The 24587-nt window shown below is 63.2% G+C and carries 26 protein-coding genes and 1 pseudogene; 17 read left to right on the forward strand and 10 right to left on the reverse strand.

Annotation, left to right across the window (positions count from 1 at the left end):
• Positions 1-6 precede the first annotated feature (6 nt).
• The 5 genes from metW to NGJ21_RS10600 are packed head-to-tail and all read left to right on the forward strand — an operon-like array spanning position 7 to position 3197.
• Positions 7-627: a methionine biosynthesis protein MetW gene (metW, locus tag NGJ21_RS10580; RefSeq protein WP_012312310.1), complete on the forward strand. Its 621-nt coding sequence runs from the start codon at positions 7-9 to the stop codon at positions 625-627.
• A gap of 22 nt (positions 628-649) precedes the next feature.
• On the forward strand, positions 650-1084 hold the full coding sequence (locus NGJ21_RS10585; protein ID WP_046787038.1) for a DUF4426 domain-containing protein: 435 nt from the start codon (positions 650-652) through the stop codon (positions 1082-1084).
• The gene (gene rdgB / locus NGJ21_RS10590) at positions 1081-1677 is read left to right on the forward strand and encodes an RdgB/HAM1 family non-canonical purine NTP pyrophosphatase (RefSeq protein ID WP_174141019.1); all 597 of its coding nucleotides are present in this window, start codon (positions 1081-1083) and stop codon (positions 1675-1677) included. Before NGJ21_RS10585 ends, rdgB begins: the two co-directional genes overlap by 4 nt.
• Positions 1674-2861, forward strand: a complete 1188-nt coding sequence (hemW, locus tag NGJ21_RS10595; protein WP_119688127.1) for a radical SAM family heme chaperone HemW — start codon at positions 1674-1676, stop codon at positions 2859-2861. Before rdgB ends, hemW begins: the two co-directional genes overlap by 4 nt.
• A 9-nt stretch (positions 2862-2870) precedes the next feature.
• Complete coding sequence (locus NGJ21_RS10600; protein ID WP_003257821.1) at positions 2871-3197, forward strand: DUF3392 domain-containing protein; 327 nt, start codon at positions 2871-2873, stop codon at positions 3195-3197.
• Positions 3198-3368: 171 nt separating this feature from the next.
• Here NGJ21_RS10600 and trmB read toward each other — a convergent pair whose 3' ends face one another.
• The 4 genes from trmB to NGJ21_RS10620 form a co-directional block, all read right to left on the reverse strand.
• Complete coding sequence (gene trmB / locus NGJ21_RS10605; protein ID WP_115273364.1) at positions 3369-4091, reverse strand: tRNA (guanosine(46)-N7)-methyltransferase TrmB; 723 nt, start codon at positions 4089-4091, stop codon at positions 3369-3371.
• Between the two features lie 9 nt (positions 4092-4100).
• Positions 4101-4895 carry a thiazole synthase gene (locus NGJ21_RS10610; protein WP_008092966.1) on the reverse strand — a complete coding sequence of 265 codons (795 nt, stop codon included), beginning with the start codon at positions 4893-4895 and terminating at the stop codon, positions 4101-4103.
• A gap of 54 nt (positions 4896-4949) precedes the next feature.
• A complete protein-coding gene (thiS, locus tag NGJ21_RS10615) occupies positions 4950-5150 on the reverse strand; it encodes a sulfur carrier protein ThiS (RefSeq protein WP_012312305.1) in 201 nt (66 codons plus the stop codon).
• Between the two features lie 103 nt (positions 5151-5253).
• Positions 5254-5625, reverse strand: coding sequence for a DUF423 domain-containing protein (locus NGJ21_RS10620; protein ID WP_115273363.1), 372 nt, complete (start codon positions 5623-5625; stop codon positions 5254-5256).
• Between the two features lie 64 nt (positions 5626-5689).
• Between NGJ21_RS10620 and mtgA the strand changes: the two genes are divergently transcribed.
• On the forward strand, positions 5690-6400 hold the full coding sequence (gene mtgA, locus NGJ21_RS10625; RefSeq protein ID WP_251962087.1) for a monofunctional biosynthetic peptidoglycan transglycosylase: 711 nt from the start codon (positions 5690-5692) through the stop codon (positions 6398-6400).
• A gap of 111 nt (positions 6401-6511) precedes the next feature.
• Here the strand turns inward: mtgA and rpoH are convergent, their stop codons facing one another.
• From rpoH to ftsY, 4 genes are all read right to left on the reverse strand, one after another.
• The gene (gene rpoH, locus NGJ21_RS10630; RefSeq protein ID WP_012312302.1) at positions 6512-7366 is read right to left on the reverse strand and encodes an RNA polymerase sigma factor RpoH; all 855 of its coding nucleotides are present in this window, start codon (positions 7364-7366) and stop codon (positions 6512-6514) included.
• Between the two features lie 110 nt (positions 7367-7476).
• On the reverse strand, positions 7477-8502 hold the full coding sequence (ftsX, locus tag NGJ21_RS10635; protein ID WP_125923636.1) for a permease-like cell division protein FtsX: 1026 nt from the start codon (positions 8500-8502) through the stop codon (positions 7477-7479).
• Positions 8499-9170, reverse strand: coding sequence for a cell division ATP-binding protein FtsE (gene ftsE / locus NGJ21_RS10640; protein ID WP_039601211.1), 672 nt, complete (start codon positions 9168-9170; stop codon positions 8499-8501). The genes ftsX and ftsE overlap by 4 nt, the downstream gene beginning before the upstream one ends.
• Entirely contained in the window at positions 9167-10765 is a 1599-nt protein-coding gene (ftsY, locus tag NGJ21_RS10645) for a signal recognition particle-docking protein FtsY (protein WP_119688125.1), read from the reverse strand. Before ftsY ends, ftsE begins: the two co-directional genes overlap by 4 nt.
• Before the next feature lie 232 nt (positions 10766-10997).
• Between ftsY and NGJ21_RS10650 the strand changes: the two genes are divergently transcribed.
• The 6 genes and pseudogenes from NGJ21_RS10650 to NGJ21_RS10675 all read left to right on the forward strand — a co-directional run bounded on the left by NGJ21_RS10650 (position 10998) and on the right by NGJ21_RS10675 (position 18316).
• Entirely contained in the window at positions 10998-12353 is a 1356-nt protein-coding gene (locus NGJ21_RS10650; protein WP_115273360.1) for a M16 family metallopeptidase, read from the forward strand.
• 124 nt (positions 12354-12477) lie between these two features.
• Positions 12478-13830: pseudogene (locus NGJ21_RS10655) on the forward strand (M16 family metallopeptidase); the annotation flags it as partial.
• Positions 13830-14432: a 16S rRNA (guanine(966)-N(2))-methyltransferase RsmD gene (gene rsmD, locus NGJ21_RS10660; protein WP_251962088.1), complete on the forward strand. Its 603-nt coding sequence runs from the start codon at positions 13830-13832 to the stop codon at positions 14430-14432. The pseudogene NGJ21_RS10655 and the gene rsmD, both read left to right, overlap by 1 nt.
• Before the next feature lie 85 nt (positions 14433-14517).
• A complete protein-coding gene (locus NGJ21_RS10665; protein ID WP_251962089.1) occupies positions 14518-15861 on the forward strand; it encodes a M16 family metallopeptidase in 1344 nt (447 codons plus the stop codon).
• A complete protein-coding gene (locus NGJ21_RS10670) occupies positions 15858-17252 on the forward strand; it encodes a M16 family metallopeptidase (RefSeq protein WP_251962090.1) in 1395 nt (464 codons plus the stop codon). The genes NGJ21_RS10665 and NGJ21_RS10670 overlap by 4 nt, the downstream gene beginning before the upstream one ends.
• 71 nt (positions 17253-17323) lie before the next feature.
• Positions 17324-18316 (forward strand): hydrolase, encoded by a 993-nt coding sequence (locus NGJ21_RS10675; RefSeq protein ID WP_251962091.1) that lies wholly within the window; start codon positions 17324-17326, stop codon positions 18314-18316.
• Between the two features lie 9 nt (positions 18317-18325).
• Here the strand turns inward: NGJ21_RS10675 and NGJ21_RS10680 are convergent, their stop codons facing one another.
• Complete coding sequence (locus tag NGJ21_RS10680; protein ID WP_046787028.1) at positions 18326-19180, reverse strand: sulfurtransferase; 855 nt, start codon at positions 19178-19180, stop codon at positions 18326-18328.
• Between the two features lie 35 nt (positions 19181-19215).
• The gene (locus NGJ21_RS10685; RefSeq protein ID WP_046787081.1) at positions 19216-19881 is read right to left on the reverse strand and encodes a TetR/AcrR family transcriptional regulator; all 666 of its coding nucleotides are present in this window, start codon (positions 19879-19881) and stop codon (positions 19216-19218) included.
• Positions 19882-20033: 152 nt separating this feature from the next.
• Here NGJ21_RS10685 and NGJ21_RS10690 point away from each other — a divergent pair, with 152 nt between their 5' ends.
• The 5 genes from NGJ21_RS10690 to NGJ21_RS10710 all read left to right on the forward strand — a co-directional run bounded on the left by NGJ21_RS10690 (position 20034) and on the right by NGJ21_RS10710 (position 24530).
• Positions 20034-21464, forward strand: coding sequence for a coniferyl aldehyde dehydrogenase (locus tag NGJ21_RS10690; protein WP_251962092.1), 1431 nt, complete (start codon positions 20034-20036; stop codon positions 21462-21464).
• 10 nt (positions 21465-21474) lie between these two features.
• Positions 21475-21960: a twin-arginine translocation pathway signal protein gene (locus tag NGJ21_RS10695; protein ID WP_125923628.1), complete on the forward strand. Its 486-nt coding sequence runs from the start codon at positions 21475-21477 to the stop codon at positions 21958-21960.
• Positions 21961-21981: 21 nt separating this feature from the next.
• Positions 21982-23580 (forward strand): GMC family oxidoreductase, encoded by a 1599-nt coding sequence (locus NGJ21_RS10700; protein ID WP_204919399.1) that lies wholly within the window; start codon positions 21982-21984, stop codon positions 23578-23580.
• A gap of 111 nt (positions 23581-23691) precedes the next feature.
• Positions 23692-24171 (forward strand): pantetheine-phosphate adenylyltransferase, encoded by a 480-nt coding sequence (gene coaD / locus NGJ21_RS10705; RefSeq protein ID WP_039601221.1) that lies wholly within the window; start codon positions 23692-23694, stop codon positions 24169-24171.
• Between the two features lie 107 nt (positions 24172-24278).
• Positions 24279-24530 carry a YfhL family 4Fe-4S dicluster ferredoxin gene (locus NGJ21_RS10710; protein WP_009683359.1) on the forward strand — a complete coding sequence of 84 codons (252 nt, stop codon included), beginning with the start codon at positions 24279-24281 and terminating at the stop codon, positions 24528-24530.
• The last annotated feature ends 57 nt before the right edge of the window (positions 24531-24587 follow it).

Raw genomic sequence — 24587 nt, forward strand, 5'->3', positions numbered from 1 at the left:
GACAGCATGAGAGCCGACCTGGAAATCATCCACGACTGGATTCCCGCCGGCAGCCGGGTACTCGACCTGGGCTGCGGCAGTGGCGAGCTGCTGGCTTCGCTGCGTGATCGCAAGCAGGTCACCGGCTACGGCCTGGAGATCGACCCCGACAACATCGCCGCCTGTGTGGCCAAAGGCGTCAACGTCATCGAGCAGGACCTGGACAAGGGCCTGGGCAACTTCGCCAGCAACAGCTTTGACGTAGTGATCATGACCCAGGCCCTGCAGGCCGTGGAGTACCCCGACCGCATCCTCGACGAGATGCTGCGGGTAGGCCGCCAGTGCATCATCACCTTCCCCAACTTCGGCCACTGGCGTTGCCGCTGGTACCTGGCGACCAAAGGCCGCATGCCGGTTTCGGACTTCATGCCGTACACCTGGTACAACACCCCGAACATCCACTTCTGCACCTTTGCCGACTTCGAACAGCTGTGCCATGAGCGCCGCGCCAAGGTCCTGGACCGTCTGGCGGTCGACCACTTGCACCGCAATGGGTGGGGCGGCCGGCTTTGGCCTAATCTGTTAGGGGAAATCGGCATTTACCGCGTCAGTAGCCCAGGCCTGCAGGAGCACCAGCTCGCGGTCTGACGCCCAGCAGAGGAATCGCACCATGCGTCGCCTAGCCCTGTTTCTGATCAGCTTGTGCCTGGCGCTGCCGGTACTGGCTGCCGATGCCGCCAAACCCGAGCGCAAGGAAGTGTTCGGCGACGTGACGGTGCACTACAGCGCCTTCACCTCCAGCATGCTGCAGCCGGACATTGCCGCCGCCACTGGGCTTGTCCGCAGCAAGAATCAGGGGGTGCTCAACATCGCCGTGCTCAAGGCCAGCAAACCCGCCATGGCGGTGGTCAGCGGCACGGTAAAAGACCTCACCGGGCGCAGCAACCCACTGTCGTTCAAGCAGATTACCGATCGAGGCGCGATCTACTACATCGCCCAGTTCAAGATCCAACAGGCCGAGACGCTGACCTTCGACCTGAATGTCGAAACCGGTGGGGTCAGCCATAAACTCAGCTTCAACCAGGAAGTGTTCCCAGGCGAATGATGAATCTCCAGCAACTCGTATTGGCCAGCCACAATGCCGGCAAACTCAAGGAACTTCAGGCCATGCTCGGCCAGACCGTGCAACTGCGCTCGATTGGTGAGTTCAGCCAGGTAGAACCCGAAGAAACCGGCCTGTCGTTCGTCGAGAACGCCATCCTCAAGGCGCGCAATGCTGCACGCATCTCCGGGCTGCCCGCGCTGGCCGACGACTCTGGCCTGGCGGTCGACTTTCTCGGTGGCGCGCCGGGCATCTACTCGGCGCGCTATGCCGACGGCAAGGGCGATGCGGCAAACAACGCCAAGCTGCTCGAAGCACTCAAGGATGTACCGCAAGATCAGCGCGGCGCCCAGTTCGTCTGTGTGCTGGCACTGGTACGCCACGCCGACGATCCACTGCCCATCCTCTGCGAGGGCCTTTGGCATGGGCGCATCATGTTCGAAGCCAGCGGCAATCAAGGCTTTGGCTATGACCCGCTGTTCTGGGTGCCTGAGCGCAACTGCTCGAGCGCCGACCTCGCGCCTGCCGACAAGAACCAGCTCAGCCACCGCGCCCGCGCCATGGCCCTGCTGCGCCAACGTCTGGGCCTGGCATGATCGAATTGTTGTCCACCCAGCCGCGCCAGCCTGGCGTGGCGGGTTTCGCCACGTTGCCACCTTTGGCACTGTACATCCACATTCCGTGGTGCGTGCGCAAATGCCCTTACTGCGACTTCAACTCCCATGCAGCTGGGCCTGAGCTTCCGGAAGAGGCCTATGTCGATGCCCTGCTGACCGACCTAGACCAAGAGCTGCCTGCGGTTCAGGGAAGGCCAATTTCGTCGATCTTCTTCGGCGGCGGCACCCCTAGCCTGTTCAGCGCCAATGCCCTTGGCAGGTTGCTGCGCGGCGTGGAGCAACGCATCCCCTTCGCGCCGGACATTGAAATCACGCTGGAAGCCAACCCAGGGACGTTCGAGCAGGAGAAGTTCAAGGCGTACCGGCAGACGGGCATCAATCGCCTGTCGATTGGCGTGCAAAGCTTCCAGCCGGCCAAACTGCAGGCGCTTGGGCGCATCCACAATGGCGACGAAGCCATTCGCGCAGCGGGCATGGCCCGGGCGGCCGGCTTCGACAACTTCAACATGGACCTGATGCACGGCCTTCCCGATCAGTCACTGGACGATGCGTTGGGCGACCTGCGCCAGGCCATCGACCTGGGGCCAACGCACCTGTCCTGGTACCAGCTGACCGTGGAGCCGAACACGGTGTTCTGGAACCAACCACCTGAACTGCCCGAGGACGACATCCTTTGGGACATTCAGGAGGCCGGCCAGGCACTGATGGCGGCGCACGGCTACAAGCAGTATGAGGTTTCGGCCTATGCCCAGGCGGGGCGTGCTGCCAAGCACAACCTCAATTACTGGCGCTTTGGCGATTTCATCGGCATCGGAGCCGGCGCCCACGGCAAGCTGACCTTTACCGACGGCCGTATCCTGCGCACCTGGAAAACCCGCCTGCCCAAGGACTACCTGAACCTGGCCAAGCCGTTCAAAGCCGGCGAAAAGCTGCTGCCGGTGGACGAGCTGCCGTTCGAGTTCCTGATGAACGCGCTGCGCCTGACCGATGGCGTAGAAGCCGAGCTGTTCAGCCAGCGTACCGGCTTGCCACTGACGCAACTCGCCGAGGCCCGCCGCGCCGCCGAACAAAAAGGCCTTTTGCAGGTCGAACCGGATCGGTTGGTGGCCACGCCACGCGGCCAGTTGTTCCTCAATGACCTGCTGCAGTATTTCTTGACCTAAGGATGACCCATGGATCTGGTACTTGACCTGCTGGCAACGGTTTCCCGCTGGAGCCGTAGCAACCTGTCTGAGATTTCGCTGGCCTTGGTAGGCTGCCTGCTGGTGCTGTTTGGCACCGATATCAAGGGCTGGGTGGAACAACGGCTGGGCGGCCTGGCAGGTGCCCTGCGGGTTCCGTTCATGGCGCTGCTGGTGATGATCGGCAGCGGCGCGGCGCTGATCTATGCCACGCCGTGGGTGGTGAAGGGGCTGAGCCAGTTCAACAACTACGCGTTGGCGCCGGTGCTGTTGGTGGTGCTGGTGTTGATTGGCGTGGTCGCTGATCGGCGGGGGTAAAGCTGACTGGAAGCTGCCCCGCAGAACCAGGGCAGCTCTACCACTCGACTGCCCCTTGCAGGGAGTCACCGAGGCGGTCAGGCATGCCGCCCCCTCGGCCTTGATTACAAACAAGCCCCGGAGGGCTTGCATAGGTGGCTCAGCGCAACATCGAAAGGCTCAAACAGCCAATCAACCCACCTTCTCGAACTTCAAATCCCAAACCCCATGCCCCAAGCGCTCACCACGGCGCTCGAACTTGGTGATTGGACGTTCTTCGGGACGCGGCACATAAGCCCCGTCTGCGGCCAGGTTTCGGTACCCCGGCGCCGCGCTCATCACTTCCAGCATGTATTGGGCATACGGCTCCCAGTCAGTGGCCATATGGAATATGCCACCCGGTTTGAGCTTGCGACGCACCAGCTCGGCGAACTCCAACTGCACGATACGACGCTTGTGGTGGCGCGCCTTGTGCCATGGGTCAGGGAAGAACAGCATCAAGCGGTCGAGGCTGTTATCGGCCACACAGCGGTTGAGCACTTCGATGGCGTCGCAATCGTACACCCGCAGGTTCTTCAGGCCCTCGGTCAGCACGCCGTTAAGCAGCGCGCCGACACCCGGGCGGTGCACTTCAACACCGATGAAGTCTTGCTCAGGTGCGGCAGCGGCCATCTCCAAGAGGGAATGGCCCATGCCGAAACCGATCTCCAGGGTGCGTGGCGCCGAACGGCCGAACACCTGGTCATAGTCCACCGGGCTTTCGGCCAGCGGCAGGATATACAGCGGGCCGCCCTGGTCCAGGCCGCGTTGCTGGCCTTCGGTCATGCGCCCGGCGCGCATCACGAAACTCTTGATGCGGCGGTGTGGACGCGCTTCGCCGTCGGTGGTGATCGGCGTATCTTGCGATTCAGTCATCAGTAGCTCTTACTTGATCAGACCATCCAGCGGCGAAGACGCGCTGGCATAGAGTTTCTTCGGCATGCGCCCGGCGAGGTAGGCCATGCGCCCGGCGACGATTGCGTGTTTCATGGCCTCGGCCATCAGCACGGGCTGCTGGGCGTGGGCGATGGCCGAGTTCATCAGCACCGCTTCACAACCCATTTCCATGGCGATGGTGGCATCGGAGGCGGTACCCACGCCTGCATCGACCAGCACCGGCACCTTGGATTCTTCCAGGATGATCTGCAGGTTGTACGGGTTGCAGATGCCCAGGCCAGTGCCGATAAGGCCGGCCAGCGGCATGACCGCGATGCAGCCTGCTTCGGCCAGTTGACGGGCAATGATCGGGTCATCGCTGGTGTAGACCATCACGTCGAAGCCGTCCTTGACCAGTACTTCGGCGGCCTTGAGGGTTTCGATCACGTTGGGGAACAGGGTCTTCTGGTCTGCCAGGACCTCCAGCTTGACCAGGTTATGGCCGTCGAGCAGTTCACGGGCCAGGCGGCAGGTGCGCACCGCTTCGACGGCGTCATAGCAGCCGGCGGTGTTCGGCAGAATGGTGTAACGGTCCGGTGGCAGCACATCGAGCAGGTTCGGTTCGCCCGGGTTCTGGCCGAGGTTGGTGCGGCGCACGGCGACAGTGACGATTTCGGCGCCCGAGGCCTCGATGGCCAGGCGGGTTTCTTCCATGTCACGGTATTTGCCGGTGCCGACCAGCAGGCGCGACTGGAAAGTGCGCCCGGCCAGGGTAAAGGGCTTGTCGCTACGAACGTTGCTCATCAAAGATCCTCTGGAAAAGGTTGCTGGGCTTGCAGGTGAATCGCCAGGCCGGAATCAGCCGCCGCCAATAGCGTGGACCACTTCGACCTGGTCGCCGTCGTTGAGCTGCGTGCTGTCGTGCTGACTGCGCGGCACGATATCCAGGTTCAATTCCACTGCCACCCGGCGCCCGGTCAGCTCCAGGCGGGTCAGCAGCGCCGCGACGCTTTCGCCAGCGGGCAATTCATAGGGTTCACCGTTCAATTGAATGCGCATGCGCACGGCCACCATTGTGCGTTGGGGGCCAGCATTCTAGCGCCGATCAACGCGTTAACCCAAGGGCGGTGCACGCCATTAGTCGTGATTGTGGACCGCTTGGTCAGCCTAAACGCCATGCTGCCATGCCCAGGCAGACCCAGCCGGCCAGGAAGCACAAGCCGCCGATAGGGGTGATGATGCCAAGCTTGCCCAGCCCGCTGAGGGTCAGCAGGTACAGGCTACCGGAGAACAGCACGATGCCCAGGGCGAACAGACCACCGGCCCAGCCAACCAGGCGCCCCGGCAAGTGCGCCGCGAGCAGCGCGACCCCGAAGATTGCCAAGGCATGTACCAGTTGATAGGTCACTCCGGTTTGGAAGATGGCCAGGTAATCTGCGCTCAGGCGGTTTTTCAGCCCATGGGCGGCGAATGCGCCCAGGCCGACACCGGTAAAGCCGAAAAGGGCGGCGAGCATGAGGAAGGTGCGAAGCATGGGACGACTCCTGGGATCGGGTCTGTATAATGGCCCGTTCCACCGGTCCGGCCAAGCCATCGCCATGCTGTCATCCCTATTCCGTCGCCTCGCCCGCGCCCTGTTCTGGTTCGCTGCCGGCAGCATCGTGCTGGTGCTGGTGTTCCGCTGGGTGCCGCCTCCCGGCACGGCATTGATGGTCGAGCGCAAGGTGCAGTCGTGGATCAGTGGCGAGCCGATCGACCTGCAGCGCGACTGGCAGCCGTGGGAAAATATCTCGGATGACCTCAAGGTCGCGGTCATCGCCGGTGAAGACCAGAAGTTCGCCAACCACTGGGGGTTCGACATCCCCGCCATCCAGGCGGCGCTAGCCTATAACGAGCGCGGCGGCAGCATCCGTGGTGCCAGCACCTTGACCCAGCAGGTGGCCAAGAACCTGTTCCTGTGGTCGGGTCGCAGTTGGTTGCGCAAGGGGCTGGAGGCCTGGTTCACGGCGCTGCTGGAACTGTTCTGGTCGAAAGAGCGGATCCTCGAGGTCTACCTGAACAGTGCCGAATGGGGCAAAGGGGTATTTGGTGCCCAGGCTGCGGCGCGCTACCACTTCGGTATCGATGCCAGCCGCCTGAACCGCCAGCAGGCTGCTCAATTGGCTGCGGTGCTGCCCAGCCCCATCAAGTGGAGCGCCAGCCGGCCGAGCGCCTACGTGGCGAGCCGGGCAGGCTGGATTCGCCGGCAAATGAGCCAGCTGGGTGGGCCGAGCTACCTGATGCAGCTGGATGCTTCGCGCAGGCCCTGAATTGATACGCTGACTTTGACTGCCCCTTCCCGAGGCCGGTAAAGCATACGCAAACAAAAAAGCCGCTCACCCTGTCATGGGCCAGCGGCTTTTCAGTGCATCAGGCGCCAATCACGCAGCAATCAACGCCTTCACCTTGTTCATCGCATTCTTTTCCAGCTGGCGAATACGCTCAGCCGAAACGCTGTACTTGTCTGCCAGCTCATGCAATGTGGCTTTCTCTTCAGCCAGCCAGCGCTGGTAGAGAATGTCGCGGCTACGCTCGTCCAGGCCCTGCAAGGCTTCATGCAGGTTGCTGGTGGAGTTGTCGCTCCAGTCAGCGTCCTCAAGCTGCACAGCCGGGTCGTAGCGATGGTCTTCCAGGTAATGTGCAGGCGACTGGAAGGCGCTGTCGTCGTCCGCCTCTGCTGCCGGGTCGAAGGCCATGTCCTGGCCACTCAGACGGCTTTCCATCTCACGCACTTCACGCGGCTCGACGCCGAGGCTTTCAGCCACGCGGTGCACTTCATCGTTGTTCAACCAGGCCAGACGCTTCTTCTGGCTGCGCAGGTTGAAGAACAGCTTGCGCTGGGCCTTGGTGGTAGCCACCTTGACGATGCGCCAGTTGCGCAGGATGAATTCGTGGATTTCAGCCTTGATCCAGTGCACGGCGAACGACACCAGGCGCACACCCATTTCCGGGTTGAAGCGCTTGACCGCCTTCATCAGGCCGACGTTGCCTTCCTGAATGAGGTCGGCCTGGGCCAACCCGTAGCCAGCATAGCTGCGGGCGATATGTACGACGAAGCGCAGGTGGGCCATCACCATTTGCCGAGCGGCCTCAAGATCCTGCTCATAATAGAGACGCTCGGCCAGATCACGCTCCTGCTCGACAGTCAGCAGCGGGATGCTGTTGACCGTGTGCACGTAGGCTTCCAGGTTTGCACCGGGAACCAGGGCATAGGCAGGTTGCAACGATGTGGTCATTCAAGAACCTCCGACTTACCAGACTCGTGCCTTGTGAGCACTGCCAACATAGACCTGGAACCAAGGTGCAAGTTCCAAAAATGAAAAATTGTCAATGCTGGCTCAGAAAACTATCGCGGGGCCAACTCGTTCAAATGCCGAGCCACCGCAATCCATGCACCGATATACCCCAACAGTACCGCCCCGATCAAGAGCGACAGACCATCGGATGCTGGCACACCGCCCAGGGAGAAGTCGCTGCCGTAGAGCCCGGACAGCCCTACCACGGCCTCGTTCAGCCAGTTGAGGCCGAACGCGAGGATACCCCAGGCAAGCAGGCCCGCACCCAGGCCGTACAACGCGCCCATGTACAGGAAAGGCCGACGGACGTAGCTGTCGGTGCCGCCTACCAGCTTGATGACTTCGATCTCGGTACGGCGGTTTTCAATATGTAGACGAATTGTGTTACCGATTACTAACAGCAAGGCAGAAATAAGCATCACCGCCAGGCCGAAGACGAACCGGTCGCCCAGCTTGAGGATCGCCGCCAGGCGCTCCACCCACACCAGGTCGAGTTGTGCATTTTCCACTCGCGGCAGCTCGGCCAGACGTTGCCGCAGCGCCTCCAGAGCCGGCTTGTCGACTTCGGTCGGGGTCACCACCACGACACCAGGCAGCGGGTTGTCGGGCAGTTCACGCAGGGCTTCGCCCAACCCGGACTGCTGCTGGAACTCTTCCAGCGCCTGCCCTGGGCTGATGTACAAGGCATCGGCCACCCCAGGCATGCCTTTGATCTCTTGGCCCAGGGCCTCGCCCTCCTTGCTGCCCGCGTCGAGCTTCAGGTACAGGGAAATCTGCGCGGCGCGCTGCCAGGAGCCCCCCAGCTTCTCGACGTTCTTCAACAGCAGCGAAAGGCCCATGGGCATGCTCAGCGCCACGGCCATCACCAGGCAGGTGAAGAAGCTGCCGATCGGCTGCTTGCCCAGGCGACGCAGGCTGTCGGCCAGGCTGGCACGGTGGCTGTCCAGCCAGGCGTGCAACAGCGTGCGGAAGTCCGGGCCGTCATCATCATGCTCGCCGCGCTTTTTCCGGGTATCCGCGTCGGCGGCCTTTGGGGCGACCCGCTCGGAAACCTTGGGTGTACGTGTAGTGCTCATTGCCCGGCCTCCCCATCGCCGATCAGACGGCCGCGCTGCAAGGTCAGCATGCGGTGGCGCATGCGCGCAATCAGTGCCAGGTCATGGCTGGCGATCAACACCGTGGTACCCAGCCGATTGATGTCCTCGAACACCCCCATGATCTCTGCGGCAAGGCGCGGGTCGAGGTTACCGGTGGGTTCGTCGGCCAGCAGCAAGGCGGGCTGGTGGACGATCGCACGAGCGATACCGACCCGCTGCTGCTGGCCGGTGGACAGGTCGGCCGGGAACAGCTCACCCTTGTCGACCAGCGACACACGCTCCAGCGCCGAATCCACGCGTTTGGCGATCTCTGCCTTGGACAGGCCGAGAATCTGCAGCGGCAGGGCAATGTTGTTGAAAACGGTGCGGTCGAACAGCAACTGGTGGTTCTGGAACACCACCCCGATCTGCCGACGCAGGAACGGGATCTGCGCGTTGCTGATCTGGCCCAGGTCCTGCCCTGCCAGCATCAACTTGCCGCTGGTGGGGCGTTCCATGGCCAGCAGCAGGCGCAGCAAGGTGCTCTTGCCGGCCCCGGAATGGCCGGTGACGAACAGGAATTCGCCCCGGCGCGCCCGGAAACTCAGCTCATGCAAGCCAACATGGCCGTTGGGGTAGCGCTTGGCAACCTGTTCGAATCGGATCATGGGTGCTCTCGCTCGGCAAACAGAGCCTTGACGAACGGCTCGGCTTCGAAGGTGCGCAGGTCGTCGATACCTTCACCCACGCCGATGAAGCGGATCGGAATGTTGAACTGCTTGGCAAGGGCGAAGATCACGCCACCCTTGGCGGTGCCGTCCAGCTTGGTCAGGGCCAGGCCGGTCAGCTCGACGCTCTGGTTGAAGTACTTGGCCTGGCTGATGGCGTTCTGGCCAGTACCGGCATCGAGCACCAGCAGCACCTCATGCGGCGCCTCGGCGTCAAGCTTGCCGATGACCCGGCGAACCTTTTTCAGCTCTTCCATCAGGTTGTCTTTGGTATGCAGCCGGCCGGCGGTATCGGCGATCAGCACATCGACGCCACGGGCCTTGGCGGCCTGCACGGCATCGAAGATCACCGACGCGGAGTCGGCACCGGTGTGCTGGGCGATCACCGGGATCTGGTTGCGCTCGCCCCAGACCTGCAACTGCTCGACGGCGGCAGCACGGAAGGTATCACCCGCGGCCAGCATGACCTTCTTGCCCTCGAGTTGCAGCTTCTTGGCCAGCTTGCCGATAGTGGTGGTCTTGCCGGCGCCGTTGACGCCTACCACGAGGATCACATAGGGCTTGTTCTGCGCCTGGATCTTCAGCGGCTGCTCGACCGGGCGCAGCAGCGCGGCCAGTTCTTCCTGCAGCGACTTGTACAGGGCATCGGCATCGGCCAGCTGTTTGCGCGCAACCTTCTGGGTCAGGTTCTGAACGATGGTCGAGGTCGCCTCCACGCCAACGTCGGCGGTCAGCAAGCGTGTTTCGATCTCGTCTAGCAGGTCATCATCAATGACTTTCTTGCCCAGGAACAGGCTGGCCATGCCTTCGCCGATGCTGGCGCTGGTCTTCGACAGGCCCTGCTTGAGGCGAGCGAAGAAGCCGGGCTTGGCAGGTTCGGCAACGGCTGGGGTGACGGCCGCGACGGCCTGTTCGGGGGCCGGGCGCTCGGGAATCGCTGGCGGGGCTTTTGGCTCAAGGTCTGGAACCAGGGCGACCGGCTCTTCGGCAACGGGCAAGACCAGGTTGCTGACCGGGGCTTCGGGGGCTGCTGCGACTGGAGCAGGGCTTTCGAGCTGCGCAGCAGCGGGCTCAGCACTCGCAGGCAACTCCGCCCTCACAGGGGCCGGGACAGGCTCGGGAACCGGCACTGGCTCAGGGGCTGGCGCAGGCTCAGGGACCGGTGCAACCTCAGGAGCCGGCGCAGGCTCAGGGGCCGGTGCGACCTCCGGGGCCGGCGCAGGCTCAGGGGCCGGTGCGACCTCCGGGGCCGGAGCAGGCTCAACGACAGGAGCAGGCTGGGGGGCCAGCACCGGCTCAGCGGGACGTACCGGCTCAACGGCAGGCGGGGGCGCTTCGGCAACCACCGGCTCGGCCGCAGCCGCTTCAGGCTGCTCGGCGGCAGGCTGCGGCGATACCGGCTCTACTGCCTGAGCATCAGGGGCTTGTGGCTGTTCGGCGACAGGTTGCTGCGGCTTCTTGCGAAACCAGCTGAACAGGCCTTTTTTCTCGCCAGCCTCGGCCGGCGCTTTTTTGTCGTCGTTGGAACCAAACATGGAAGACGGCTATCTCAGGGTAGCGATGGGCCAGCAGCGGCTCATCTGGAATTCTCTAAACGCAGAACAGACTGTTTTGAAGCCGGCTGGTTCATGCGCAATGTTTTGTCTTAATGGACCTGCAGGCCAGAACGGCGACAGGCATGGTCGCCAGGCAACCGGATCAGTATCCTAGCACCTCCTGGCCCGCCGACGCTAAACCCTGCGGGCCGCCGAACAGGTTAAACACCTTATGAATGCTCTAGCCCGCCGCGCCGCTGGCCTGTTGCTCAGCACGCTCTGCCTGCCGCTCGCAGCCTTTGCCGCCGATGTGCAACCCACCCACGAATTCATCCTCGACAACGGCCTGAAAGTGGTCGTACGCGAGGACCACCGCGCGCCAGTGGTGGTTTCGCAGATCTGGTACAAGGTCGGCTCCAGCTATGAGACACCCGGCCAGACCGGGCTGTCCCACGCTCTGGAACACATGATGTTCAAGGGCAGCGCCAAGGTCGGCCCCGGCGAAGCTTCACGCATCCTGCGCGACCTGGGCGCGGAAGAGAACGCCTTTACCAGCGACGACTACACCGCCTACTACCAGGTTCTGGCCCGCGACCGCCTGCCGGTGGCTCTGGAGCTGGAGGCCGACCGGCTGGCCAGCCTGCGCCTGCCGGCCGATGAGTTCAGCCGCGAAATCGAGGTGATCAAGGAAGAGCGCCGCCTGCGCACCGACGATCAGCCAAGCGCCAAGGCTTTCGAGCTGTTCCGCGCCATGGCCTACCCGGCCAGCGGCTACCACACCCCGACCATCGGCTGGATGGCCGACCTCGAACGCATGAAAGTCGAGGAGCTGCGCCACTGGTACGAGTCCTGGTACGCGCCGAACAACGCCACCCTGGTGGTGGTCGGCGATGTTACCGCCGCCGAGGTCAAAGGCCTGGCGCAGAAGTACTTCGCCACTATCCCCAAGCGCGCCGTGCCGCCGGCCAAGCTGCCGCTGGAGCTGGCCGAGCCAGGCCGGCGCCAGCTGACCCTGCACGTGCGCACCCAACTGCCAAGCCTGATCTACGGCTTCAACGTACCGGGCCTTGCCACCGCCAAGGACCCGCGCACCGCGCACGCCCTGCGGCTGATCTCGGCCTTGCTCGACGGCGGCTACAGCGCCCGCCTGCCTGCGCGCCTGGAGCGTGGCCAGGAACTGGTGGCCGGCGCCTCGTCCAGCTACAACGCCTTCACCCGCGGCGACAGCCTGTTCATGATCTCGGCTACTCCTAACGTACAGAAGCAAAAGACGCTCGCCGATGTCGAGAAAGGCGTCTGGCAGTTGCTCGATGAGCTCAAGACCACCCCGCCGAGCGCCGAGGAACTGGAACGTGTACGCGCCCAGGTGATCGCCGGCCTGGTCTACGACCGCGACTCCATCAGCAGCCAGGCCACCACCATTGGCCAGCTAGAGACGGTCGGCCTGTCCTGGAAACTGATCGACAGCGAACTGGACGAACTCAAGCGCGTGACCCCCGAAGATATCCAGGCCGCCGCACGCACCTATTTCACCCGCGAACGCCTGAGCGTTGCCCATGTACTGCCTGAGGAGTCCGCTCATGAGTGATTGCAGCGCACCACGCTACACCCTGATCGGCACGGGCATCATCGCACTGGTGGTGGCGATGACCTGCGTCCTGGCTCGCCCTGCCCACGCCGAAACCGACAGCACCGCGGCCCGCCCCGCCAATACCCTGCAGTCGCTGGCCGAGCTGGACGGCAAGGCCCCCAGCCGGCGCCAGCTGAACATCCAGAACTGGACCACTGCCGAAGGTGCACGCGTACTGTTCGTCGAGGCCCGCGAGCTGCCGATGTTCGATTTGCGCGTGACCTTCGCCGCCGGCAGCAGCCAGGACGGCAACACGCCGGGCCTGGCCACCCTGACCAATGCCATGCTCAACGAAGGCGTTGCCGGCAAGGATGTGACCGCCATCGCCGAAGGCTTCGAAGGGCTCGGCGCAGACTTCGGCAACGGTTCCTACCGCGACATGGCGGTGGCCTCGCTGCGCAGCCTGAGTGTGAAGGACAAGCGCGAGCCGGCCCTGAAGCTGTTCGCTGAAGTAACCGGCAAGCCGACCTTCCCGGAGGACGCACTCAAACGAATCAAGAACCAGCTGCTGGCCGGTTTCGAATACGAGAAGCAGAACCCCGGCAAGATCGCCGGCAAGGCGTTGTTCGGCAAACTTTACGGCGACCACCCTTACGCCCATCCAAGCGACGGCAGCGCTGAAAGCATCCCGGGCATCACCCTGGAACAGCTGCGCGCATTCCACGCCAAAGCCTATGCAGCGGGCAACGCGGTAATCGCACTGGTCGGCGACCTCAGCCGCGAAGAGGCCGAGGCGATTGCCGCCCAGGTCTCCGCCGCCCTGCCCAAAGGCCCGGCACTGGCCAAGCCTGCGCAACCCGTCGAGCCCAAGGCAGGCACCACCCACATCGACTTCCCGTCCAAGCAGACCCACCTGATGCTGGCCGAGCTGGGCATCGACCGCCAGGACCCGGACTGGCCAGCCCTGTCGCTGGGCAACCAGATTCTCGGTGGCGGCGCCTTCGGTACCCGCCTGATGAGCGAAGTGCGGGAAAAACGCGGCCTGACCTACGGCGTATACTCGGTATTCAGCCCGATGCAGGTGCGCGGCCCGTTCATGATCAACCTGCAAACCCGTGCCGAACTCAGCGAGGGCACACTCAAGCTGGTGCAGGGTATCCTTGCCGACTACCTCAAGAACGGCCCGTCCCAGCAGGAACTGGACGACGCCAAGCGCGAACTGGCCGGCAGCTTCCCACTGTCGAACGCCAGCAATGCGAGCATCGTCGGCCAATTGGGCGCCATCGGCTTCTACAACCTGCCACTGACCTGGCTGGAAGACTTCATGCAGCAGTCCCAAGCGCTGACCGTCGAGCAGGTCAAGGCAGCCATGAACAAGCATTTGGCAGCCGACAAACTGGTGATCGTTACCGTCGGCCCGAGCGTGCCGCAAAAACCGCTGCCAGCCCCTACTGACAAACCCGCCGAGCAGCCCCTCGGCGTACCGGAGCACTAATGCCTAGATCCACCCCTCCCGCCCGCCCTCAGCAGGGCCAAAGCAAGGGTCAGGGCCACCTGCGCATCATCGCCGGCGAGTGGCGCAGTCGCCGCCTGGCGGTGCCTGAAGGCGAAGGCCTACGGCCGACCACCGACCGTGTGCGCGAAACCCTGTTCAACTGGCTGGCGCCCTACATCGAAGGCGCCCGGGTGCTGGATGCCTTTACCGGCAGTGGCGCCCTGGTGCTCGAAGCGTTGTCACGCGGTGCTGCAGATGCCGTAGCACTGGACAGCAACGCGGCGGCTATCAACAACCTGAAGAACAACCTGGAGATCCTGCGCTGTCCGCGCGGGCAAATCCTCCAGACCGACGCCCAGCGCTACTTGCAAGCCCCGGCCAAGCAACAGTTCGACGTCGTGTTTCTCGATCCGCCGTTCCACCAGGACCTGCTGGCCAACACCTGCAACCTGCTGGAGCAGAACCAGTGGCTGCGCGAGCAGGCGTGGATCTACACCGAGAGCGAAGCCGCCCCCTCTACCCTGCAAATGCCAGGCAACTGGCGCCTGCACCGCGAAAAGAAGACCGGCCAGGTGCATTACGCGCTGTGGCAGCGCACCTGAACGCAGGCCCTAACTATATAGCGCAGGCAAGCGCACAATCTCGCCGAAGCTGCTCCTGGTCACCCCAACCAGGAGCACTTGAGCAATGCCATCGACTCCCCCGTTTACCCTCGACGACCAAACGGTGTCAGCCGGCATCGACTCCATCGCGGATGCCACCCCCACATCGTTGCAGCATTTCACACTGGATAACGGCTTGGCTGTCTATCTGCGTGAAGACCACAGCACCCCGCTCGCCGCAATCCAGCTCTGGTACCACGTTGGCACCAGCCATGAACCGGCCGGCCATACCAACCTCTCGCACCTGCTGGAACACCTGATATTCGAAGGCAGCCGCAAACTCGAAGCGGGCCGATACACCCAGGTGATCGCGCGGCTCGGCGGAAAGGCCAATGCCACTACCACCGATGACGCAACGGCATACGATGTCCTGTTACCCGCGGCACGATTGCCGATTGCGCTGGAAATAATGGCGGATGCCATGACGGGCGCAACCTTTGGCCAGGCAGAAATGGAGCGGGCAGTCAAAGCGATCGAAGACGAGCGGCGACTCAAAGTTGAAAATGTTCCTGCACAGCAAGCCGCCGAACGACACAAGGCGCTTGCGCACGGTGGCAGCCCGTATGCCACGGCGGCGTTTGGCAACCCGGCAGACCTGAACAATATGCGCTTGGATACCGTGCGCACCTGGTATCAAACGTGGTATCGGCCCAATAACGCCACCCTCGTGGTGGTGGGCGCGGTCGACCTTCCCACGCTTCGCCAGCACGTAAGCCGGTATTTCACCGGCATCGCCAGGGCTTCGCTTGGTGCAGTACCGGTCCCCCGGCATGACGCGCACCTGCAGGAGCGAAGCCAGAAGCTGAAATTGCCAGGCCTGCGTGATGGTTTGTTCATGTCCTTCAATGTACCAAGCCACGCCACGGCCATCGACGCAAGCACAGTGCCTGCCCTGGGCCTGCTCTGTGAAGTGCTTGGCAAAGGGTTCAGCGCAAGGCTCTACAGCGAGCTGGTGCGAGACCGACGGCTGCTCAAGGGCATCGGCCTGTCATATGAACCAATAGTGCGTGGAGACACGCTGTTGACCCTTTCAACCTATATCAACAGTCAAAGATCCACGCACGAGCACGCCGTAGAAGCGATCTATGCCTTGATCGATACCCTGCGCCATACGCTGCTTTCCCCCCAGGAACTGGAGCGCGCGAAACTGCGCATGCTTACCCGCCGCCTGTTCAGCCGCGACAGCGTCACCCTGCAAGCTGGGCGCATCGGCGCAGCGGCGGCCGCTGGTCTGTCTCCCTCGCTGATCGATCAAGAAGCCGAACGTGTCCGCCACCTCGATAGCGCGACATTACGACAGGTAGCGTTCGACTACCTGAGCCGCGAAAGGCTGACCATCACTCATCTGCAAACAGGAGCACCGGCATGAACAAACCTCTTTCCACCAGCAGCATGCCACTGATTTGCAAGGGCCCCATGACCGATACCGCCGTGGCGGCGATGGCCCGGCTGGAGTCCACGCAAGGCCTGGACCTGGAGCAGCACCAGCCCTTGCCGGCCCAGATACAGCAATGGCAGACCGACGAAGGCGCCAAGGTCAGTTTCATACCATCCCATGACCGCCCGATATTCGACCTGGCGCTGCGCTTTCGCGCTGGCAGTGCGCTCGACGGCACTAGCCCGGGCCTGGCCGCCCTTGTCCTTTACAGCCTCGATCAGGGTACCGAGCATCTGGATGCCGCCCAATTCGCACAGGCCATCGAGGGGCTGGGTGCGATCATGGCAAGGCAAATGAACCAGGATGAGGCCGTGATCACGCTGCGCTGCCTGAGCCTGCCGGCACTGCGTACAAGCGCCCTGCAACTGCTCACGCAAATGCTGGCACGCCCCGCCTTCCGGGAAGAAGCCGTCGCAGGTATCCGCGAACGACTGCTCAACTACCTTGGCGCAATGGCATCGACCCCGGTCTTTGGGATGTCCCACGCGACAATGAGCCATGTGTTCGATGGCCACCCCTACGCCAAACATTGGGCTGGCACGCCTGAGAGCCTCAACCAGATCGACGAGCAGCAGCTGCGCGACTTCCACCGACGTGCCTACTCTGCCAACAACCTCGATATCGGCCTGGTGGGCGACCTGTCGCGCGACGAGGCGCAGACACTCATCACGGAACTCCTTCAGGCGCTACCGCAACACTGGGCAGGACAGCCCCCGCCACCGGCGCCGTTGCCAGAGGCCCTCACCCGGCATCAAGAACACACCGCAAGTACCACACGGGCCACGCTAACTCTGCTGCTGCCCATATCACCCGACAAGCCAGGGTATGCAGCTTTGACCATGCTTGACGAAATCCTCGGCAGCGGTTTCGAGTCGCGTCTGACACAAGAGCTACGAAGCCGTCGTACCTTGACCTACACCATCCGCTCGTCGCTCAAACCCTTTGATGCGGCGAGCCTGCTGCAGATTGAATGGGACGTCGCACCCGAATACCGCGATGCCTCGCGTGAGCTGGTTTCCGGGATGCTGGCTTGCCTGCGCGAGCATGGCCCAAGCCAGGCGGAGTGCGACATGGCGCGCAACCAGATAGCAGGCAGGTTGCATCGCACCATGGCGAGCAACGCAGAGCTGGCCAAGAGCCTGGCAACGTCAAGCCACCTTGGCCAACCTGCAGATCATTTTGCAACCTACATCCAAAGCCTGGCAGCCCTGACGCCCAAGGACATTCGCGAAGCCGCGCGCTTATGGCTGAGCCCTGCGCAGGAAGTGTTCATCACTCTCGGCCCGCCCCATGCGCAACAACCTTTGCCTGAGCTGCCCTGACCGACCAATAGCGCAAGTACAACGGCGGTGTTTCATGGCAATCTAGGCAGGCACAACACGAGTCGCCCAGCATGCCCAGTCTTACCGCCACATTCCGCCCGGCCACCGGGTTGTCCAACCCTCACCTGCAAACCCTTTGGGGCCCGCTATGGCGCAAGCTGCCTGCGCTTGAACGCAAGCGCGAGCGCCTGTGGCTGGCCGATGGCGACTTCATGGACCTCGACTGGCACGGGCCTCACCAGCCAGATACACCGCTGGTGCTGGTGCTGCACGGCCTGACCGGTTCGTCCCATTCGCCTTATGTCAAAGGCTTGCAGCAAGCGCTCAATGCCCGCGGCTGGGCCAGCGTTGCGCTGAACTGGCGTGGCTGCTCGGGGGAGCCGAACCTGCTGGCACGCAGTTACCATTCCGGGGCCAGCGGGGACCTGGCCGAGGTTGTCGCCCACCTGCGCGCCCAACGCCCGCTGGCCCCCTTGTATGCCGTCGGCTATTCGCTGGGCGGCAATGTGCTGCTGAAGTACCTGGGTGAAAGTGGCAGCGCCAGCCAACTGCAGGCGGCCGTGGCGGTTTCCGTACCGTTTCGCCTGGATCAGTGCGCCGACCGCATCGGCCAAGGCTTTTCCAAGGTGTATCAGGCGCATTTCATGCGTGAAATGATGGCCTATGTGCAGGTCAAACAACGGCATTTCCGCGCACAGGGCCATCATGAAGGCCTGGCCGCGCTCGACCGGCTCGGGTCGTTGCGCAAGCTGCGTACCTTCTGGGATTTTGACGGCAAGGTGACCGCGCCACTCAACGGTTTTGACGATGTACACGACTACTATCGTCGCTCATCCAGCCGCTACTATCTCGGGGAAAACCGCACGCCGACGCTGATCATCCAGGCAAACGATGATCCGTTCGTATACCGCCACAGCCTGCCCACCCCCAGCGAGCTGACGCCGCAAACTCAGTTCGAGCTGCATGAGCGGGGCGGGCATGTGGGGTTTGTCGAAGGCAGCCTGCGAAATCCGGGGTATTACCTTGAGCGGCGGATTCCGCAGTGGCTGGTGGATAGGCGATAACCCGGCGTATCAGTCGCCCGTGGCAACCTGATGCGCCGGATCATTGATCCACTCACTCCACGACCCGGCATACAGCCTGCCCAGCGGATACCCCGCCAATGCCAGGGCAAACAGGTTATGGCAAGCCGTCACTCCCGAACCGCAATACGCCACCAGGTGTTCCGGAGAACGCCCCGCCAGCTTCTCGGCAAAGCGCTGCCTGAGCTGCTCTGGCGCCAGGAAACGCCCATCTTCGCCCAGGTTGTCGGTGAAGGCTGCGCACTGAGCGCCGGGAATATGCCCGGCCACCGGGTCGATCGGCTCCACATCCCCACGAAAACGCGGCAAGGCACGCGCATCGATCAGCGTCAGCTTGGGGCTTGCAAGCTCAGTGGCCAAGTGCTCGGCGTCAATCAGCAGCTTCGTATCCGGCTCGCCGTTGAACGTACCCTCATAGCGTGCCGGCGCGTCCAGGCTCAATGGCTGGCCCGCGGTGTGCCAGGCTTTGAGGCCTCCATCGAGAATGGCCACACCTGTGCGTTTACCCAACCAGGCCAGCAGCCACCAGGCACGGGCGGCAAAAGCACCAGGCCCATCGTCGTACAGCACCACCTCACTGTCATTGTCCAGCCCCCACTCACGCAAGCGCTCGACCAGCCGCTGTGGGTCAGGCAAGGGATGGCGGCCGGTCTTGCCCTTGCTCACCGGCCCACTCAGATCGCGCTCCAGGTCGGCGAAGTGCGCCCCGGCGATATGCCCCTCGGCATAGCTGCGTTGGCCGTAATCCACGTCTTCCAAGGCAAACCGACAATCGAGGATCACCAACTTGGGCGAGCCCAGGCGCTCGGCCAGTTGCTGCGGGGTGATCAATTGCGCAAGGGGCATGACAATCTCCTGATCGATGGCACGAAGGCTCTGGGTTAACGTTCCAGAGCCTGGTTGAACGGAACATGGAATTCCTGGCACAGGGCATCCACGGCACTGCGGGCGTTGGCGGTGACGAAGCCGAGTTCCAGTACCAGTACCTGATAGACGCCACGCTTGAAGGCTTCTTCACCCAGGTGAGCGGAGTGCTCGCGCGTGGTGCTGAGAAAGCGGACCCAAGAAGTAAGCACGATCCAGGCGTTGATGGTCAGCGATTCGATCTGCGCAGGTGCCATGACCAGAATGCCGGCCTCGACGAAGCCCCGATAGATCGCCTGGCCCTGGCGCAGGCAACGTTCGGAAAAGCGCCGGTAACGGGCAGCCAGCTCAGGGTCGCTGTCGAGCAGGTGCTCGAGGTCACGGTGCAGGAACCGATAGCTCCACATCGCTGCGAGCAACGCCTTGAGATAGAAACGCTTGTCTTCGACGGTGGCGGCGCGCCCCTGCGGCGGGCGCAGGAAGCTGTCCACCAGCTCTTCGTACTGGCTGAACAGCAGGGCGATGATCGCCTGCTTGTTGGGGAAGTGGTAGTAGAGGTTGCCGGGCGAAATTTCCATGTGCGCAGCAATGTGGTTGGTACTCACGCTACGCTCGCCTTGCTGGTTGAACAGCTCAAGGCTGTTCTGCACGATGCGCTCTCGGGTCTTCATGCGCGGGGCCATGCTCAGCTCCCAGTCTGCAGGCTTACGGTAAGGGTCCATATTACGGGGTAACAGGGCCCGGATGCACCGTGCGGTGGCGGGAAAAATATTCGTACCATCGTCCCGATTAGAGTATAGGCTCTAGAGATTCTCTAGCCCCGATGAGAGCCGCCGTGACTTCACCTATCGCCGTGCCTCCCTTGCAGTCCGACATCGACCTGGCGGCCACGTTCGCCACCCAGCGCAAAGCATTTGCGGGCAACCCCATGCCGCCCCTGGCCCAACGCCGGCAATGGCTGAAAAGCCTGCGCGAGGCTGTGCTGGCGGATCAACAACGGCTGATAGAGGCGATCGATACGGATTTTTCCGGCCGCAGCGCCGACGAAACCCTGCTGGCCGAACTGTTGCCCTCGGTACAAGGTATTCGCCATGCCGAGCGCCAGCTCAAGCGCTGGATGCGACCCGCAAGGCGAACCGTAGGCCTGGCCTTCCAGCCGGCCAGCGCCCGCGTGCTGTATCAGCCGCTTGGCGTAGTTGGCATCATCGTGCCGTGGAACTACCCGCTGTTTCTCGCCATCGGCCCGCTGACCTGCGCTTTGGCCGCCGGCAACCGGGTGATGCTCAAGCTCAGTGAGGCCACACCTGCCAGCGCCCTGGCGCTGAAAACCTTGCTTGAGCGGGTATTCCCGCACGACCTGGTCAGCGTGGTGCTGGGCGAGGTGGAAGTCGGCCAGGCGTTTGCCCGGCTACCCTTCGATCACCTGCTGTTCACCGGTGCCACCAGCGTCGGGCGCCAGGTCATGCTGGCCGCGGCACAAAACCTGACCCCGGTCACACTGGAGCTTGGCGGCAAGTCGCCAGCCATCGTTTCGTCCAGCGTGCCGCTGGACAGCGCTGCCGAGCGTATCGCGTTCGGCAAGACCCTCAATGCCGGCCAGACTTGCGTCGCCCCAGACTACGTCCTGGTACCACGCGAGCGCCTGAACGCCTTCAGCGATGCCTACCGCAGGGCGGTCCACCGGTTGTACCCGCGCATCGCCGACAACCCCGACTACAGCGCCATCATCAATCCGAGGCAATTGCAGCGCCTGCAACACCTGCTGGATGACGCCCGCAGCAAAGGCGCGCAGATCATCGACCTGTACCCAGACGAGCCCCGCCAAGGCAGGCGCCTGCCGCCGCAGCTGCTACTGGAGGTGAACGACAGCATGCAGGTGATGCAGGACGAAATCTTTGGCCCGCTGCTGCCGGTAGTACCCTATGACAGCCTCGACGGCGCACTGGCCTACATCAATGAACGGCCACGCCCACTGGCGCTGTACTACTTCGGCTACGACCGTGCCGAGCAGGAACATGTACTGCAGCACAGCCACTCCGGTGGTGTATGCCTCAACGACACACTGCTGCATGTCGCTCAGGACGACCTGCCGTTCGGCGGCATCGGCCCCTCGGGCATGGGGCACTACCACGGCCACGACGGCTTCCTGACCTTCAGCAAGGCCAAGGCAGTGCTGGCCAAGCAGCGCCTGAACGCCGCACGCCTGGTCTACCCGCCGTATGGCAAGGCCTTGCAGCGCCTGGTCTACAAACTGTTCATCCGCTGAGGGCCGGGCCATGCAGCGGCGCGAATTCATGCGTTTCAGCCTGGGAGCCAGCGTGTTTCTGGCCAGTGCCAGCCTGGTCGGTTGCAGCCCTCAGGCGCCTGCAACCGGGTACCACGTATTGCGCGATGACGACCTGCCATTGCTGCGGGCACTGATCCCGGTGGTGCTCGCCGGTACTTCGGCAAGCGCAGCACTGGTGCTGCCCACTCTCGACGCCAAACTGGCGGCACTGTCCCCGCAAATGCTCAAGCTCACCCGGCAATTGTTCGATGTGCTCAACCTGCCGCTGACCCGTGGCCCACTGACCGGGGTCTGGGGCGCCTGGGAACAGGCCAGTGAACAGCAGATTGCGGGGTTTCTGCAACGCTGGCAGGACAGTTCGCTGAACCTGCTGCGCATGGGGCACTCGTCGATCGTGCAACTGCTGACGATGGCCTGGTACGAGCGCCCGGAAAGTTGGACCGCCTGTGGTTACCCCGGGCCGCCGAAAATCTGACCAACAACAAGAGCATCTTCAATGCCTGTCATCGACCCGTTTCGCCAAGGCCTCGAACGCGGCTGGATCACCTACGACGGCTCACGCCTGGGGCAGGACCTCAGCCTGCAAGCCGACATTGCCGTGATAGGCAGCGGTGCCGGCGGCGCCACCAGCGCGCAGATGCTCAGTGCCGCAGGTTTCAAGGTACTGCTGATCGAGGAAGGCCCGCTCAAGACCAGCAGTGACTTCCACCTGCTTGAGAATGAGGCCTACGCCAGTCTCTACCAGGAAGGCCTGGGCAGGATGAGCAAGGACGGCGCCATCACCATTCTGCAGGGCCGTGCGGTAGGCGGCACCACGCTGGTCAACTGGACCTCCAGCTTTCGCACGCCCGCGCCGACCTTGGCCCACTGGGCCACGGCCCACAACGTAAAAGGGCTGGACAACGACGCGCTACGCCCCTGGTTCGAACGCATCGAGCAAGACCTCGGCATTACGCCTTGGGCGGTGCCGCCAAACGCCAACAACGACGTACTGCGCCGTGGGTGTGAACGGCTCGGCTACCGATGGGCCGTGATTGCGCGCAATGTCCGGGGGTGCTGGAACCTTGGCTATTGCGGCATGGGTTGCCCGGTCAACGCCAAACAGTCGATGCTGGTGACGCGCATTCCAGCCATGCTCGACAAGGGCGGCGAGCTGCTGTATCTGGCCCGGGCCGAACGCTTCGAGCATGACGGCGAGCGCATCGAGCATCTGCGCTGCCAAGGGCTGGATGCTCAAGGGATACACACCAACGGGCGCAGCATCACTGTGCGCGCACGCCACTACATCCTCGCAGGCGGCGGCATCAACAGCCCCGCCCTGCTGCTGCGTTCCAAGGCTCCTGACCCCCACGAGCGCCTGGGCAAGCGGACCTTCCTGCACCTGGTCAACTTCAGCGCGGCACGCTTCGACGCACGCATCGACCCTTACTACGGCGCCCCGCAATCCATCTACAGTGACCACTTCCAATGGCAGGACGGCGTCGATGGCGCGGTCGGCTACAAACTTGAAGTGCCGCCCCTGCACCCGGCGCTGGCCAGCACCTTGCTCGGTGGCGATGGTGTCGAAAATGCCCGGCGCATGGCCGAGCTGCCGCATACCCACGTCATGCTTGCGCTGTTGCGCGACGGTTTCCACCCCGAAAGCCCGGGCGGCGCGGTGGAACTGCGTGGCGATGGCTCACCGGTGCTCGATTACCCGGTCACCGACTACTTGCGAGACGGCCTGCGCCGCGCCTTTCACAGCATGGCGCAGATCCAGTTCGCAGCAGGCGCCACGCAGGTTACACCCGCGCACAGCGATGCCCGCGCTGCTGCCAGCCTGGCGCAGGCCCAACGCATGATCGACGGTTTGCGCCTGGAGCCGTTCCATACGCGGCTGGGCAGCGCCCACGTAATGGGCGGCTGCGCAATGGGCGAAGATCCACGTCACGCGGTGTGCGACAGCCTGGGCCGTCACCATCAGCTGGAAAACCTGTCGATTCACGACGGCTCGCTGTTCCCGACCAGCATCGGTGCCAACCCACAACTGTCGGTCTACGCCATCAGCGCGAAGCTCACCGACGCCCTGATAGCCCGCCTGGCACAGAGTGCATGACAACAAATGCCCCTGCTGTCTATAGTGCCATCAGCCGGCCGCATGACTTGGCCGGGCGCAATCGCTGCGCTACCATCCGACTCCCCAACGCACTCCAGCCAGGATGACGCGATGAACCGAGTGTTGTACCCGGGTACTTTCGACCCTATTACCAAGGGCCATGGCGACCTGGTCGAGCGCGCCTCGCGGCTGTTCGACCACGTGATCATCGCAGTGGCAGCCAGCCCGAAGAAAAACCCGCTGTTCCCGCTGGAACAACGGGTAGCGCTGGCCCGTGAGGTCACCAGGCACCTGCCCAATGTCGAAGTCATCGGCTTCTCCACCCTGCTTGCGCATTTTGCCAAGGAACAGGGCGCCAACGTCTTCTTGCGTGGGCTGAGGGCAGTGTCCGACTTCGAATACGAATTCCAGCTGGCGAACATGAATCGGCAACTGGCGCCAGAGGTCGAAAGCCTGTTCCTCACGCCTTCGGAGCGCTATTCGTTCATTTCCTCGACCCTGGTCCGGGAAATCGCAGCGCTGGGCGGCGACATCACCAAGTTCGTGCACCCGGTGGTGGCCGAGGCCCTGACTGAGCGTTTCAAGAAGTAAGCCTGAGCGCTGATTATCGCGCCCGCGTGCACTGCGGGCGCGAATGCGGCACAATTGTGCCCATTGCGTTGAACATGCCCGGGCGGTGAGCCCCGGCCGGAGTCCCCATGTCCCTGATAATCACCGACGATTGCATCAACTGCGACGTCTGCGAACCCGAGTGCCCGAACGAGGCCATCTCCCAAGGCGAAGAGATCTACGTGATCGATCCGAACCTGTGCACCCAGTGCGTGGGTCACTACGACGAGCCGCAGTGCCAGCAGGTCTGCCCGGTCGACTGCATCCCGCTGGATGAGGCGCACCCGGAAACCGAAGAGCAGCTGATGGCCAAGTACCGCCGGATTACCGGCAAGGCTTGAGCGCTGCGCTGCGCCTGATGGCCCAATCGCCGGCTAGCCGGCGATTGGGCCATGCCA

Source organism: Pseudomonas sp. Marseille-Q5299, assembly GCF_943737035.1.
GTDB classification, from domain to species: Bacteria; Pseudomonadota; Gammaproteobacteria; order Pseudomonadales; family Pseudomonadaceae; genus Aquipseudomonas; species Aquipseudomonas putida_E.

Bases quoted from the DNA above. Each gene is read 5' to 3' on its own strand.
- metW (WP_012312310.1), top strand. From the start codon at position 7: ATGAGAGCCGACCTGGAAATCATCCACGACTGGATTCCCGCCGGCAGC.
- NGJ21_RS10585 (WP_046787038.1), top strand. From the start codon at position 650: ATGCGTCGCCTAGCCCTGTTTCTGATCAGCTTGTGCCTGGCGCTGCCG.
- rdgB (WP_174141019.1), top strand. From the start codon at position 1,081: ATGATGAATCTCCAGCAACTCGTATTGGCCAGCCACAATGCCGGCAAA.
- hemW (WP_119688127.1), top strand. From the start codon at position 1,674: ATGATCGAATTGTTGTCCACCCAGCCGCGCCAGCCTGGCGTGGCGGGT.
- NGJ21_RS10600 (WP_003257821.1), top strand. From the start codon at position 2,871: ATGGATCTGGTACTTGACCTGCTGGCAACGGTTTCCCGCTGGAGCCGT.
- trmB (WP_115273364.1), bottom strand. From the start codon at position 4,091: ATGACTGAATCGCAAGATACGCCGATCACCACCGACGGCGAAGCGCGT.
- NGJ21_RS10610 (WP_008092966.1), bottom strand. From the start codon at position 4,895: ATGAGCAACGTTCGTAGCGACAAGCCCTTTACCCTGGCCGGGCGCACT.
- thiS (WP_012312305.1), bottom strand. From the start codon at position 5,150: ATGCGCATTCAATTGAACGGTGAACCCTATGAATTGCCCGCTGGCGAA.
- NGJ21_RS10620 (WP_115273363.1), bottom strand. From the start codon at position 5,625: ATGCTTCGCACCTTCCTCATGCTCGCCGCCCTTTTCGGCTTTACCGGT.
- mtgA (WP_251962087.1), top strand. From the start codon at position 5,690: ATGCTGTCATCCCTATTCCGTCGCCTCGCCCGCGCCCTGTTCTGGTTC.
- rpoH (WP_012312302.1), bottom strand. From the start codon at position 7,366: ATGACCACATCGTTGCAACCTGCCTATGCCCTGGTTCCCGGTGCAAAC.
- ftsX (WP_125923636.1), bottom strand. From the start codon at position 8,502: ATGAGCACTACACGTACACCCAAGGTTTCCGAGCGGGTCGCCCCAAAG.
- ftsE (WP_039601211.1), bottom strand. From the start codon at position 9,170: ATGATCCGATTCGAACAGGTTGCCAAGCGCTACCCCAACGGCCATGTT.
- ftsY (WP_119688125.1), bottom strand. From the start codon at position 10,765: ATGTTTGGTTCCAACGACGACAAAAAAGCGCCGGCCGAGGCTGGCGAG.
- NGJ21_RS10650 (WP_115273360.1), top strand. From the start codon at position 10,998: ATGAATGCTCTAGCCCGCCGCGCCGCTGGCCTGTTGCTCAGCACGCTC.
- rsmD (WP_251962088.1), top strand. From the start codon at position 13,830: ATGCCTAGATCCACCCCTCCCGCCCGCCCTCAGCAGGGCCAAAGCAAG.
- NGJ21_RS10665 (WP_251962089.1), top strand. From the start codon at position 14,518: ATGCCATCGACTCCCCCGTTTACCCTCGACGACCAAACGGTGTCAGCC.
- NGJ21_RS10670 (WP_251962090.1), top strand. From the start codon at position 15,858: ATGAACAAACCTCTTTCCACCAGCAGCATGCCACTGATTTGCAAGGGC.
- NGJ21_RS10675 (WP_251962091.1), top strand. From the start codon at position 17,324: ATGCCCAGTCTTACCGCCACATTCCGCCCGGCCACCGGGTTGTCCAAC.
- NGJ21_RS10680 (WP_046787028.1), bottom strand. From the start codon at position 19,180: ATGCCCCTTGCGCAATTGATCACCCCGCAGCAACTGGCCGAGCGCCTG.
- NGJ21_RS10685 (WP_046787081.1), bottom strand. From the start codon at position 19,881: ATGGCCCCGCGCATGAAGACCCGAGAGCGCATCGTGCAGAACAGCCTT.
- NGJ21_RS10695 (WP_125923628.1), top strand. From the start codon at position 21,475: ATGCAGCGGCGCGAATTCATGCGTTTCAGCCTGGGAGCCAGCGTGTTT.
- NGJ21_RS10700 (WP_204919399.1), top strand. From the start codon at position 21,982: ATGCCTGTCATCGACCCGTTTCGCCAAGGCCTCGAACGCGGCTGGATC.
- coaD (WP_039601221.1), top strand. From the start codon at position 23,692: ATGAACCGAGTGTTGTACCCGGGTACTTTCGACCCTATTACCAAGGGC.
- NGJ21_RS10710 (WP_009683359.1), top strand. From the start codon at position 24,279: ATGTCCCTGATAATCACCGACGATTGCATCAACTGCGACGTCTGCGAA.